At 32.6% G+C, this 12,822-nt stretch carries 13 protein-coding genes; 7 read left to right on the top strand and 6 right to left on the bottom strand.

Annotated features, from left to right (window positions below):
- Positions 1–309 precede the first annotated feature (309 nt).
- Positions 310–861: a hypothetical protein gene (locus tag B2745_RS03645; protein ID WP_304063832.1), complete on the top strand. Its 552-nt coding sequence runs from the start codon at positions 310–312 to the stop codon at positions 859–861.
- Between the two features lie 233 nt (positions 862–1,094).
- On the opposite strand, the gene B2745_RS03640 is transcribed toward B2745_RS03645, so the two are convergent.
- From B2745_RS03640 to B2745_RS03620, 5 genes are read right to left on the bottom strand one after another with little or no spacing between them, the layout of a single operon-like run.
- Positions 1,095–1,478, bottom strand: coding sequence for a DUF3037 domain-containing protein (locus B2745_RS03640; RefSeq protein WP_304063829.1), 384 nt, complete (start codon positions 1,476–1,478; stop codon positions 1,095–1,097).
- Positions 1,465–2,235 carry a HipA family kinase gene (locus B2745_RS03635; RefSeq protein WP_304063826.1) on the bottom strand — a complete coding sequence of 257 codons (771 nt, stop codon included), beginning with the start codon at positions 2,233–2,235 and terminating at the stop codon, positions 1,465–1,467. Before B2745_RS03635 ends, B2745_RS03640 begins: the two co-directional genes overlap by 14 nt.
- An 18-nt stretch (positions 2,236–2,253) precedes the next feature.
- Positions 2,254–3,309, bottom strand: a complete 1,056-nt coding sequence (locus tag B2745_RS03630) for a nucleoid-associated protein (RefSeq protein ID WP_304063824.1) — start codon at positions 3,307–3,309, stop codon at positions 2,254–2,256.
- Positions 3,310–3,312: 3 nt separating this feature from the next.
- Positions 3,313–4,215: a histone deacetylase family protein gene (locus tag B2745_RS03625; protein ID WP_304063821.1), complete on the bottom strand. Its 903-nt coding sequence runs from the start codon at positions 4,213–4,215 to the stop codon at positions 3,313–3,315.
- Between the two features lie 31 nt (positions 4,216–4,246).
- Positions 4,247–5,062 carry a hypothetical protein gene (locus B2745_RS03620; protein WP_304063818.1) on the bottom strand — a complete coding sequence of 272 codons (816 nt, stop codon included), beginning with the start codon at positions 5,060–5,062 and terminating at the stop codon, positions 4,247–4,249.
- A 110-nt stretch (positions 5,063–5,172) separates the two neighbouring features.
- Here B2745_RS03620 and B2745_RS03615 point away from each other — a divergent pair, with 110 nt between their 5' ends.
- The gene (locus tag B2745_RS03615; protein WP_304063815.1) at positions 5,173–5,388 is read left to right on the top strand and encodes a hypothetical protein; all 216 of its coding nucleotides are present in this window, start codon (positions 5,173–5,175) and stop codon (positions 5,386–5,388) included.
- Between the two features lie 44 nt (positions 5,389–5,432).
- On the opposite strand, the gene B2745_RS03610 is transcribed toward B2745_RS03615, so the two are convergent.
- Complete coding sequence (locus B2745_RS03610; RefSeq protein WP_304063813.1) at positions 5,433–6,296, bottom strand: N-acetylglucosamine kinase; 864 nt, start codon at positions 6,294–6,296, stop codon at positions 5,433–5,435.
- A gap of 211 nt (positions 6,297–6,507) precedes the next feature.
- On the opposite strand from B2745_RS03610, the gene B2745_RS03605 reads away from it, so the two are divergent.
- The 5 genes from B2745_RS03605 to B2745_RS03585 all read left to right on the top strand — a co-directional run bounded on the left by B2745_RS03605 (position 6,508) and on the right by B2745_RS03585 (position 12,811).
- The gene (locus B2745_RS03605; protein ID WP_304063809.1) at positions 6,508–7,704 is read left to right on the top strand and encodes an ROK family transcriptional regulator; all 1,197 of its coding nucleotides are present in this window, start codon (positions 6,508–6,510) and stop codon (positions 7,702–7,704) included.
- A 363-nt stretch (positions 7,705–8,067) separates the two neighbouring features.
- Entirely contained in the window at positions 8,068–8,460 is a 393-nt protein-coding gene (locus B2745_RS03600) for a nuclear transport factor 2 family protein (RefSeq protein WP_304063806.1), read from the top strand.
- A gap of 15 nt (positions 8,461–8,475) precedes the next feature.
- Positions 8,476–9,444: an NAD(P)-dependent alcohol dehydrogenase gene (locus tag B2745_RS03595; RefSeq protein ID WP_304063803.1), complete on the top strand. Its 969-nt coding sequence runs from the start codon at positions 8,476–8,478 to the stop codon at positions 9,442–9,444.
- A gap of 69 nt (positions 9,445–9,513) precedes the next feature.
- Complete coding sequence (locus B2745_RS03590) at positions 9,514–10,137, top strand: Crp/Fnr family transcriptional regulator (RefSeq protein ID WP_304063801.1); 624 nt, start codon at positions 9,514–9,516, stop codon at positions 10,135–10,137.
- A gap of 238 nt (positions 10,138–10,375) precedes the next feature.
- A complete protein-coding gene (locus B2745_RS03585) occupies positions 10,376–12,811 on the top strand; it encodes a TonB-dependent receptor (RefSeq protein WP_304063798.1) in 2,436 nt (811 codons plus the stop codon).
- Positions 12,812–12,822 lie beyond the last annotated feature (11 nt).

The raw sequence follows: 12,822 nt of genomic DNA, 5'->3' as shown, positions 1-12,822 counted from the left end.
GGAAATACATTAGGTATTCCGCATGCTTCTTTGGTAACGTTGTATGTAAAGGGAAAGATAAATTAGTTTTGATGTACAATTCCATTTTTTCTATATTTGGTTTTGTTTACCTTAAGAAAAAATGTAAACATATTATTTTAATCATTCAACTAATTAAAAAACTCCTAAGAGTTTCGGTACAATCCAAAACAGATTCTATAAATATTTTATAGGCGTTTTAAAAAAAACAACCACAATATAATAAACCTTCAAATAGTTTACTTCCTCAAGCTATGTTGAAACTTTTTAATGATTCTAATTGTCGATGAAATGAAAATATTAATCCTCTTTTCTATCTTACTTTCTTATAATCAATATCATGATAAAAATCTTCAATACAAATGTGATTCACTCGATCAAATCCTGTATGTAAAGTCTCTATCAAGCAAAAATCAACCATCAGAGTTAAAAAACACTTCTTATTATATGTATTTTAAAAATGATATTAGATCTAATTCGGCTTACTACATTACATATGAAACATATGATTTAAGAGAAAAGAATTTAAATTTATTTTTCACTATTAAAGATTATTTAAATCAATCTATTGGTATAGAAAAAATACTCACACTAAGCAAAAAAGATAACAAAATCGTATTAACTGTTTACATTGATAAAAATGGTAGTATTGAAGGGACTGATTTTTTAATGAATGACCTTTATGAAAATTTTGAATGTGATATCATTAAATTTGATAAATTACTAAGAAATTTAAAATTTAATATCACTCCAAGTTTGAAGAATAATCTACAAAATATGGAGGATAAAAAGAAAAAATCTGTTGTAGCCTATACTATGCCATTAGTGATTTTCGCCAATTAGAATATCAGCTATTAAATGCATAAAAAGCTCTTTTACTTAGAAAATTTAAAAGTCTTACGATTCGTGAATATAAAAATTCAAAACAAGAATTGGTTGCACCATCTAAAGGGGCAAATTTTGATATTTTTGATAATAGGAGGATAAACTATATTGATTACATCTCTTTCCTAATTTATTTCGCTACTTATTTAATATTAACGATATCCATCTAGAGTTCTTATAATAGATAAAACTTACTTCACAAACTGTTCTAATAACTGATTTAAAGTTTCCTCAGGGTTTTGGGTTAAACCCGGATGCACTTTAGAACATTGTAAAATGGTGCTTCTGGTAGCCGTTAACCATCTAAAACGTGATGGTAAATCTAACTGGGCAATGGGCGAATTGCAATTTTCTCCTTTACAAATACAGTCAAAAATATGAAGGTGTTGCTTTAAATCATCTACTTCTAGTACTGATGCAAAGGCTTTTAATCGGCTCTCATCAACATAAAAAGCTGTTTTTAAGAACTTGCTTTTAGCGCAATACAATACCACCCCAATATTTAGAAACTCTTCCCTTTCTACTTTAGGAACAATGCGAATAATCGCATACTCGTATAAATTACGCTCTTGCATTTTTGGCGGCTTCTAAAAAGTGATCAGCATGATTTAAGCGACTGGTTAAAAATGCTACATAAGCATCTCTATATACTTCCGGACTATCAAAATAATTTCCTTGTAACCAATCATCAGGAATAAGGTTTACAATTTCTTTTAAAACATCGGGGGTTATTTGAGCTTTAAAGATGGTATGTGCCTCATCAAGCTGAGTAGCTTGCTTTAATAAAACATGGTCATTTATTAAAACAAAAGGCTTTTTTGCTTGCTCTTGCCAATTATCCCAAGAATGGTGAAAATATAAAGAAGCACCATGATCTATTAACCAAAGTTCTTTATGCCACCAAAGCATATTGGTATTTCTGGCTGTACGATCCATATTCATGAGAAAAGCATCTAACCAAACTATTTTTGAAGCCAACAAGGCATCAACTTGATACACGCCAGGGTCGTAAGTAATAGAACCCGAAAGGTAATGTAAAGCCAAGTTTAATCCGGTACTAAATTTTAGTAAATCCTGAATTTCTTCATCAGGCTCGGTACGTCCAAAGGCTTCATCTAAATCTGCAAAAACAAGCTCAGGAACTTTAAAACCTAATTTTCTGGCTAGCTCGCCTCCTATCAATTCGGCTATTAAGGCATTTGTACCTTGGCCAGCACCTCTAAATTTTAAAACATACAGAAAACCGTCATCGGCTTCGGCAATAGCCGGCATAGAACCGCCTTCTCTTAAAGGGGTTACATATCTGGTTACGGTTACTTTCCTTAATTCCATTGCAAAGCTAAATATCAGCTATTTTTCTTCTTTATAATAAATTTTATAGTAATTCATGCCTCTGCTATCATCAAAGCCATTTTCTATCAATTGCCTATCGCCATGAATATACACATGAAAGTTTTTATCCAATTTTAAAACTGTTTTATAGGCGCTACTTTGCTTTTTTACAGCTTGTGTAGAAATATCAAAACGCTCTCCTATTTGGGTATCAAACTCTTGCTCAAAATTCTGAATCATAGATTTAAAAGAAGTTGCAGCGGTTTCATTCCCAATAACTTCCTCAGAAAACTCGTTAAAATCAAACTGTTCTTTTTCTTTAAAGTATTTGATGGATTTATTTAGCAAATCAATCTTATCTGGTTTAGAGATTTCAAACTGTTCGTCTATTTTCTCATTAACAAAGTTCTTGTATAAGCTTAGGTAATTATTGGTTTGGTTAAAGTTATCGTTTCTGATTTTCAGTTTCAGAAAATCATCTTTCCAATACACGGCGGCTTCTTGTGTTTTATTGGTTTGGTCTATCACCACTACCTTAAAGCCTTCTTCTTTATCGGTATTTAAAATTAAACAACCTTTATCTAGTTTTTGGATGTTGATAGCTTCTTGCTCATACGATAAGGCAAAACCGCCAGCATCAGGGTAAACCTTCATATAAGTTTCTTTAGTTTCTGATTTAAAGATGCCTAAAGCCTGATGAAGCTCTCCTTCTATTTGTACATCATGAAATAAAGCGATGTAAACCTCGCCCGATTTTATTTTAGGATGGTTAGAAATATCGTATAAATGACGGGTTATTTGCTGACTAACCTCGTGAAACTTGGTGGTATCTTTAAAAATCTGACTAGCAAAATGATAGATTTCATTTAAAGCTAAATCACTAGAATGCATAAAACGATATACTTCATTTACCTTTTCAAAAGGCTTTAAGAAATACTGCATCAATAAATTACGCAGAAACTCGTCTTGTATGTGTAAGGTGCTATCAGAAAGGGTAAAATATTCGTCTTGTACTTTATTTCCTACTTTATGAACAGAGATATGTTCTAAATCGGATTCAAAAAATGTAATCATGCCCTAAAAATATAAATCATTTGCCACTTTAAAGGTATTACAATGGGCATCAACAATATCTTTTATATTGGGCGAATAGCCACCACCCATACTTACCTGTACTGGAAGCTGTTGCGCTAAACATTTTTTAAATACCATTTCATCTCTTTTTTGACAGGCTGCGGGACTTAAAGCCAATTTTCCCAGTTTATCGGTGGCTAAAACATCAACTCCGGAAAGGTAAAAAACAAAATCGGGCTGGGCTTTATCAAAAACTTCCTCTAATTTTTGGTCGAGCATGGTTAAATATTCATCATCTTCAACACCATCTGGTAAAGGAACATCAAGATCAGACTGTTCTTTTCTAAAAGGGAAATTTTTATCGCCATGAACAGAAAAAGTAAAAACCTGAGGATTGTTTTGAAATATTTGAGCAGTACCATTGCCTTGGTGTACATCTAAATCAACAATTAAAATAGATTTGGATATTTGCTTATGTATAAGATAATTAGCTGCTATAGCTTGGTCGTTTAACAAACAAAAACCTTCTCCCCAATTGCTACCGGCATGGTGTGTACCGCCAGCAACATTAAAAGACACGCCATTTGCAATAGCATAAAAACAGCCATCAATAGTTCCTTGGGCAATACGCAATTCTCTTTCTACCAGCTGTGCCGATAGCGGAAAGCCTGTTCTTTTCTCTTCCTGATATGTTAAAGCTAGATTTTTAAGCTTTTCCCAATAAGACTTTTCATGGGTTAAGAGTACGATTTCCTCGTCTAAAATAACTGGCGAGAATAAATTTTCTTGTGTAATAACACCTTCATGTTTTAGTTGAAGCGGGATAAGCTCGTATTTAAGCATCGGGAAACGATGCCCCTCGGGCAAAGGATGTGCATAAATAGGGTCGTAAGCTATTTTAAGCATGAAAATTTATATACCAATAATGTGTTTTTCTTTACTGAACCAATTCGGCATTTTGCTTTTTAGCTGTATAATAGTTACTTATGAGCTGAATAATAACCGCGATGCTTACGAAACCTAAGCCGAACCAAGCAGCCTGAATAACATTTTCATACAAGCTTGGGTTTACCTGAGTTCTTTTTAATTGTATACCATAAAAAGCCCAAATAACTACCAAACCAAAATAAGGGTTTCGCTTAAAGCGTATGATATAAAATGCTAATAAAGATGCTACTGCTATCAGAATAATAGTCCATAAGGAGCCAGAAATATCTCCATCCCAATTGATGCTATATAAAAAAACGGATGTATTGGCGATGGTTGCAATACAAATCCAAGCGAAATAAATACTTAAAGGGATTTGGGTAAACCATTTAGAAGACAAGCTTTTAGCAGGATTAAAGGTATCTATATGGATGTTAATTTTTATGAGTGATACTAATTGTATGATCATCATGACCAAAGCAAGACCCATATATTCATTTAACCAAACAAAAACCCAAACGAAAGTTGCTGCATTGTTAATGGCAAACCAGTAGCCTATTTTTTGTAAAACCTGATTAGGCTCTGCATGTACATCTTTTTGATAGGCTTGTTTAAGATGATAAATGGTAAAAGCAAACAAACCTAAATATATAATTCCCCAAATGGCAAAAGTTATACCTGCTGGAGTAAAAACCGTATCGTACTTTTTAGAAATATCGCCCATATTACCATTACCAATAAGGTTTAATTGCGATAACTGCGAAACCGTAAAGGCTAAAACGTAAACAATGAAATTTAGCCAAGCTAATGTTCTTACTTTTTTCATGATATAAAATTAACAATATGTGGATGAATATGTTTAATATGACAGTTTTAATGCCAAAAATTATGATGTATTGATTCATCATGTTTTTATAATTGATAGCTTTGTAGCTTATGGAGCTATTTCAAGTACCGGGTATTTTTAATAATGATATTTGCCGAGCTAAAGAAGAAAAAAATGGTATATACACCATTACGTTAAATGCTGTTAAAATTGGAACTATTGTTAAAGAAAATGGGGGCTGGCGTTTACTAGAACAGTATAAAGAAATTTTAAGCGCAGAAAATGTGCAATTGATTGGGCAAAGTATTGATGCGAGAAACCATTAGTCAACCCCCAGAACTTCTCCGGGGATTAACAATGGCTTTCCAAACTAAACAACCTGATCTTTATTAATTAAAGTTTCGTGATATTTGATTAACCCATCAATTGGGTTTCTGATGATATTTCCTACTGGCATATTAAACTCGGCAGCAACCTCTGTTAAAAAAGGTAAATAATTGTGTGCTACAGACCCTACGCAGTTAAAACTATATTGCTGATAATCTGGGTAATGACAAATGATATTGGTAAACAAAGCTCTAAAAGCATTTTCTACTAAATCTATAATATAAGGATGTTTAATATGCTCGCCTACAAACCTACTAAAACTTGCACTAAACCTGTTGGGTAAAGGTTTGGTATATATTTGATTAATAACCTCATCAGCAGTAATTTTAAAAGTATCCCAAAAAAGTTCTTGTAAATCTTTTGGTAATAAAGCTCTGCAATAAGCTATGAGCAGTTGCTTACCCAAGTATGCCCCGCTACCTTCATCACCTAAAATAAAACCTAGAGAGTCTACCTGATAAATCATGTCTTCACCATCAAATAAACAGCTATTGGTACCTGTACCCAAAATAGCTACAAAACCAGGCTTATTACCTAGAACAGAACGGGCAGCGGCTAATAAATCAGACTGTACACTTATATTTTCGGCATGTTTAAAGACAGCTTTTAAGGCTTGTTCTACAACAGGGATTTTATCTGCGCTACAACCTGCCCCGTAGAAATAGATAGCAGAAACCTGTTCTATTTTTACATCATCTGGTAAATGGGTAGAAATAGCATCAGCAATGTATTTACTATCAACATAATAAGGATTAAACCCTTCTGTATTGAAATAAATAGGATTTTTATCTTTTTGTAAATAACACCAACTGGTTTTTGTAGAACCACTATCTGCGATTAAAATCATGCTTGTTTTTTAAATAGTTTATGATATAAAATTTCATGAGCTTATTGAAACTTTACAATACCAAAAATAAAAAAAGAAATGAAAACTTAAAAAAAATATTAAAAAGATTTAAGATTATTATTAAATATTTTTAAAGTTAGGTCTTTTAATAAAAATTTATCGTTAAATTTTTATATTGCCCAGATAAGTTTAGAAAGCTAAATTTGCAGCAATGTTTAATACCAATAAGAAAAATGCTAAGCTCTATTTCGACATTATACAACAATTGTATTATGGCGGCATATTATCTTGTGCAGACCTCAGCGCTTTAATTGATAAAAGTATACCCTTAGTTACCAAGTCATTAAACCATCTCATAGAAACTGGCTTTGTGGTAGAAAAAGGTTATGCAGCATCTAGCGGTGGCCGTAGACCATTAATGTATGCGGTTAAGCATGATAGGCTGTTTGTTGTTACCGTAGCTATGGATCAGCTTTTAACCAGAATTGGTATTATAGATTTAGCTAATCATTACGTATCTCCGGTTGAGTTTGTAAGCCTAAAACTAAAAGATAACCCTCATGCTTTAGAAAAGCTTACTGAAATTATAGATGCTCATATTAAAAAATCGGGTATTGATAGAGAAAAAATTATTGGTGTAGGTATTGGAATGCCTGGTTTTGTAAATACACATGAAGGTATCAACTACACCTACTTAACTTATAAAGAAAAAAGCATTACCAAACCAATTAGTAAAGCTATTGGCTTACCGGTATTTATAGATAACGACTCGAGTTTAATTGCACTTTCTGAGTTAAAATTTGGATTGGCAAAAGCTATCAAAAACGTGATGGTTGTAAATTTAAGCTGGGGAATTGGTTTAGGGATGATTATAAACGGACAGCTTTTTAGAGGTGAAAATGGCTTTGCCGGAGAGTTTAGTCATATCCCCATCTCAGAAAATGGGGTATTATGTTCTTGCGGAAAACAGGGGTGTTTAGAGGTGGAAGCCTCTTTATTGGCTGTTACAGAAAAAGCAATACAAGGTTTAAAAGACGGTAGAAAATCTAATTTTAAATATCAGGAAGAAGAGTCTAAATTAGCTTCTGCTGATGCTTTAATGGAAGTTGCCAACCAAGGTGATCAATACGCTATAGAACTTATTTCTGAAGCTGCTTATAAAATTGGTAAAGGTTTATCTATCCTGATACATATAACCAACCCTAAAGCTATTGTGATTAGTGGTCGTGGTGTTAAAGCCGGAAATTTACTCTTACCTCCTATCCAACAAGCTTTAAATCAACATTGTATTCCGCGTTTGTCTAGAGATACAGATATTTATATTTCTGATATAGGTTTTGATGCTGAATTAATTGGATCGGCTATTTTGGTGATGGAGCAGTATGTACCGAAGGGGTTGAAAAGCTGAAAGCTTAAGGCGAAAAGCTGAAGGCTAAAGGCTCTTAAGGCGAGAAGCTTAAAGCTAAAGGCGGAAGGCTTCAATCTATCATTCAATAAATAAAAAAAATGTTACTTCGTTCCTCATCACCTCATATAGTGCGCTGTGGTTTGAAACCTGTAAATGGCTTTTGTACTTACAGCACACTATTTTCATCGGCTATATGATGTCTCCTCATCATCAAAATTTTGTTTATTTCTTAACTTAAGTTCATCAATATCATCAAAACTTAAACTATCTTGCTTTTTAAAAAAGCATGTGTTAGAAAAATAATCATAAACATCTTTATCGCTAAATCTACTTATACAAGCATGATAAATCAAAGCAAATAATATGTTGTTAACCAAAGAGTTAGTACTTCAATTAGAATACAGATTGATAGAAGCCATTAAAACAAGTGATATTGCCTTCTTAAAAAATTGTTTACACGATGAACTTCTTTTTGTAGCTCCAGATGGCAGTATCATCACCAAAGCAATGGATATTATGGCCCATCAATCCAGACAAATGCAAGTGGAGTATATACAACCATTTTTTGAGGATATAAAAATCATGCAAGATACTGCTGTTGTACTTGTTGATTATGAAACCAAAGGAACAATGCTAGGAAATCCTATTGAAGGTAGATTTAGGTATATAAGATTTTGGAAACAATCACAAGAAGAGTTAAAAATTATTGGAGGCAGCTGCCACCAGTTAAAGCTATTAGAAAACAAATATCAATAATCATCATTAAGACTCATGAAAGCAGCTATTCATCAAAAATACGGATCGCCTGAAGTTGTATTTTTAGCAGAGGTTGAGCAACCTGTACCTAAAGATGATGAACTCCTGATAAAAATTTACGCTTCTACCGTAAACCGTACGGATGCAGGTTTTAGAAGTGCCGAATATGTTATTTCAAGATTTTGGAGCGGCCTATTTAAACCAAAATACCCGATTTTAGGTTGCGAATTTGCCGGTATAGTAGAGCGTTGTGGACATCAGGTTGTTGGATTTAAAACTGGCGATAAAGTTTTTGCATACAATGATAAAACCTTTGGCGGCCATGCGGCCTATACAACCATTGCTTATACCGATGCTGTTGCCTTAATACCTAAAAACATTGATATATATGAAGCAGCCGCAATTACAGAAGGCTCACACTATGCTTTAAACATCATTAGAGCTGCCAATGTTAAAAAAGGACAAAAAGTTTTGGTATATGGCGCTACCGGAGCTATAGGCTCTGCGGCGGTACAACTTTTGGCCTATTTTGGTGCCGATGTAACTGCAGTAAGTAATACCAAAAATTTATCGCTTGTTAAAAACCTAGGGGCAAATGAAGTTATTGATTATGAAAAAGAAGCTTTTTTAGCTTATACGCATCAGTTTGATTTTATTTTTGATGCCGTTGGTAAGCTTTCTTTTCATATCTGTAAACCAATCCTTAGCAAGAATGGAATTTATATTTCTACAGAACTTGGCAGCTACGCTCAAAATGTTTTTTTAGCTATGATAACGCCACTGCTAAAAGGTAAAAAAGTTTTATTTCCGATACCTCCGGCTTTATCTAAAGAGGATATAAACTTTTTAGCTACACTTACAGAGGAAGGTTATTTTAAACCTGTTATAGACAGGCATTATACGCTAGACCAAATAAAAGAGGCTTACCATTATGTTGCTACTGGGCAAAAAACGGGTAATGTTATTTTAAAAGTTATTGATTAATTATATTTGTGATGATAAAACTTAAATTGTTTATAGCAAAGCCTTTAACAAGTCACTAATTATAATTTAATGAATTTGAAAGACATTGAAATACTAAAAGATCAATATCTAAAGGAAATGATGAGAATCATGAATTTTTCTGAAGATGAATTTAATGCAATCAAGGATACAACTATTTTAAAAGCTTATAAAAAAGGTACTGTTTTATTAAAAGAAGGGCAATTTTCACAAAATACATATTACATCATTAAAGGTTGTTTAATAAGCTACCACATTATTGATGGGGAAGAAAAGGTAACTTCATTTTATACAGAAAAGGAAACCTTCTCTCCTTCTTGTATTGTAACAAAAAAGCCTATTGAGCACTATGTAGAATGTATAGAAGATTGTTTAGTAAGTATAGGAACTCCAGAATCAGAAAAATTGATGCTAGAAAAATTCCCCAGATTTGAGAAACTATGCCGAATTTATTCTGAAGAACTCTTGGTAAAACAAAAAACAGCATTTGACCACTTTAAAATTGCCTCGCCAGAACAACGATACCTGGATTTTATTCATAAAAGACCAGATTTGTTGCAGCGGGTACCACAATATCATATTGCCAGCTATTTGGGTTTAACACCGCAATCTTTAAGTAGAATTAGAAAAAGATTATTAAAAAACGAGGTTAATCATCATAAAATAGCTATCTAAAATTTATTTAACCCTTAGTCAATAAAGTAGTTAAACTCATCATTAATAGAAGTTATTTACCATAAATTACCCATATCTGATACATGGTTTTAATCATATCTGGCTTTATTTATATGATAAGGTTTACAATGGTTTACCTACTGATATGTGGTATATAAATTTGATTTCCTACCTATTTCTTAACTAAAGTTCACACTTAAGGAGGTTAATACGCCCAACTTTGCATCATAAATTTAAAATGATGCCATTAACCAAACAATTTAAAATTACCGGGAACAATCCCTGTAAAAAGATAACCATAAATCTTAAGCTATTTATGGTATGGATAACTTTTTCGCATTTAGCAATAGTCGTAACAGCGCAAGATAAAGTTACCATAAGTGGTAGGATTACCGATTCGGAAACCAAAGAATCCTTAATAGGTGTTAATGTATTTCTAAAAGAAATTAATAGTGCTACTAGCACTAATGAATATGGTTTTTATTCTATAACTGTACCTAAAGGAAGCTATACTGTAAAAATTAGATTTATTGGTTATACTTCTTTAGAAGATTCATTAAAACTTAACGAGAGTTTAGTAAAAGACTACGCTTTAAAATCTAATGAGCAATCCTTAAATGAAGTAGTCGTATTAAGTGATAAAAATGTAGCAGAAATACGTCGACCAGAAATGAGTGTAAACAAGCTTAGTGTTAGAGAAATTAAACAAATGCCTGTTATATTAGGCGAAGTAGATGTTATAAAATCTATATTACAACTGCCTGGCGTAACTAATGCTGGCGAAGGGCAATCTGGTTTTAATGTTAGAGGTGGTGGTGCAGATCAAAATTTAGTACTACTAGATGAGGCTACCATTTATAATTCATCCCATTTATTCGGATTTTTTTCTGTTTTTAATGCTGATGCCATTAATGACATTAAGCTTTATAAAGGTGGTATTCCTTCACGCTTTGGTGGGCGATTATCATCTGTTTTAGAAATTTATCAAAAAGAGGGTAACAAAAACAATTTAAAATTTAGTGGAGGCATTGGATTAATTTCTAGCAGGCTGCTTGCAGAAGGACCTGTTAATCGTGGTAAAGGGTCTTTCTTACTTGCAGGTAGAAGTTCGTATGGGCACTTATTTTTAAAACTTACCGATATTAAAAGTGCTGCCTATTTTTATGATTTAAACACCAAGCTTAGCTACAGTCTTAATGATAAAAACAAGCTGTTTCTTTCTGGTTACTTTGGCAGAGATGCTTTTAATCTAAACCAAGATTTTATCAATACTTATGGCAATACTGTTTTTAATGCCAGGTGGAACAAATTATTTAGTGATAAATTATTCTCCAACCTTTCCCTTATCTACAGTGATTACTATTATGGTTTGGAAATTGGCTTTGCTGGTTTTAAATGGACTAGTAAAATACAAAACCTAAATCTTAAGTATGATTTTAAGCATTATTTAAATAATGATTTAAAGCTAACCTACGGAATAAACGCTCAGCATCACTTATTTAACCCTGGTACAGTTACACCCATTGGAGAAAACTCTTCTATGAATAGAGATCAATTAGCAAAAAAGTACGCTCTAGAACCCGCAATCTATTTTGATGTTGACCAAACAATTACAAAAAAACTTAAAGTAAATTATGGCTTACGGTATAGTATGTTTTACCGGTTAGGACAAGAAGATGTATTTATCTACGACAATAACGAGGCGGTTAAATTTAATCAAGATTTAAAAATTTATGAGAAAGCTACCCCTATTGGTGTTAAAAACTACCAGAACAACCAAAGCATCGCCAGCTTTAATAATTTAGAACCACGTATATCTATTTCTTACGCTTTGGATGATGACCATGCTATTAAAACCAGTTATAATAGCATGAATCAATACCTGCATCTTTTGTCTAATGCTCAATCTCCAACACCATTAGATATATGGGCTCCAAGTGATAACTTCTTAAAACCTCAGTCCTTAGACCAAATTGCTGTAGGTTATTTCCAAAATATTAACCAAGACAATTACTCTTTAGAAGTAGAAAGTTTCTATAAAAAGATTAAAAATAAGTTAGACTATATAGATGGTACAGATTTATTAGCCAATAAGGCGATAGAACAAGTGGTATTGAACGGAATTGCCAGATCTTATGGTTTAGAGATGATGTTTAGAAAAAATACAGGAAACTTAACCGGTTGGATATCTTATACTTTATCAAGATCAGAACAACAAACACCAGGTAGAAATGCTTTAGAAACTGGAATTAATAATGGCGAATGGTATAAATCTGTAGCAGATAAATTGCATAATCTTTCTATAACGGCTAGTTATAAATTTAGTGAAAAATGGCGTTTCGGTTCGATATTTACCTTACAATCTGGGCAGCCTATTACTTTACCCAATAGCAGATATCAGTTTCAAGACATAAGTATTCCTAATTTTGGATTAAGAAACCAAAATAACTTACCTACCTATCATCACTTAGATATTTCTGGAACATATACACCAAAGCATCATCAATCAAAAAAATGGCAAGGTGAATGGGTTTTTAGTATTTACAATATTTATAACAGACAAAATGCCTCCAGTATTGCATTTAGGCAAAATACAGAAACAGGGGTAAATGAATCTAAAAAATTATCAATATTTGGTGCGGTACCAAGCTTCACCTATAACTTTAAATTTTAAAATCATGAGAA

Source organism: Pedobacter glucosidilyticus, assembly GCF_002483235.1.
In the GTDB taxonomy this organism is placed as follows: Bacteria; Bacteroidota; Bacteroidia; order Sphingobacteriales; family Sphingobacteriaceae; genus Pseudopedobacter; species Pseudopedobacter glucosidilyticum_B.
Note: the sequence above shows the minus strand (reverse complement) of the source record. Positions and strands in the feature narration are given on the sequence as shown.

Coding starts and splice junctions, on each gene's coding strand:
- B2745_RS03645 (WP_304063832.1), top strand. CDS start 310: ATGAAAATATTAATCCTCTTTTCTATCTTACTTTCTTATAATCAATAT.
- B2745_RS03640 (WP_304063829.1), bottom strand. CDS start 1,478: ATGCAAGAGCGTAATTTATACGAGTATGCGATTATTCGCATTGTTCCT.
- B2745_RS03635 (WP_304063826.1), bottom strand. CDS start 2,235: ATGGAATTAAGGAAAGTAACCGTAACCAGATATGTAACCCCTTTAAGA.
- B2745_RS03630 (WP_304063824.1), bottom strand. CDS start 3,309: ATGATTACATTTTTTGAATCCGATTTAGAACATATCTCTGTTCATAAA.
- B2745_RS03625 (WP_304063821.1), bottom strand. CDS start 4,215: ATGCTTAAAATAGCTTACGACCCTATTTATGCACATCCTTTGCCCGAG.
- B2745_RS03620 (WP_304063818.1), bottom strand. CDS start 5,062: ATGAAAAAAGTAAGAACATTAGCTTGGCTAAATTTCATTGTTTACGTT.
- B2745_RS03615 (WP_304063815.1), top strand. CDS start 5,173: ATGGAGCTATTTCAAGTACCGGGTATTTTTAATAATGATATTTGCCGA.
- B2745_RS03610 (WP_304063813.1), bottom strand. CDS start 6,296: ATGATTTTAATCGCAGATAGTGGTTCTACAAAAACCAGTTGGTGTTAT.
- B2745_RS03605 (WP_304063809.1), top strand. CDS start 6,508: ATGTTTAATACCAATAAGAAAAATGCTAAGCTCTATTTCGACATTATA.
- B2745_RS03600 (WP_304063806.1), top strand. CDS start 8,068: ATGTTGTTAACCAAAGAGTTAGTACTTCAATTAGAATACAGATTGATA.
- B2745_RS03595 (WP_304063803.1), top strand. CDS start 8,476: ATGAAAGCAGCTATTCATCAAAAATACGGATCGCCTGAAGTTGTATTT.
- B2745_RS03590 (WP_304063801.1), top strand. CDS start 9,514: ATGAATTTGAAAGACATTGAAATACTAAAAGATCAATATCTAAAGGAA.
- B2745_RS03585 (WP_304063798.1), top strand. CDS start 10,376: ATGATGCCATTAACCAAACAATTTAAAATTACCGGGAACAATCCCTGT.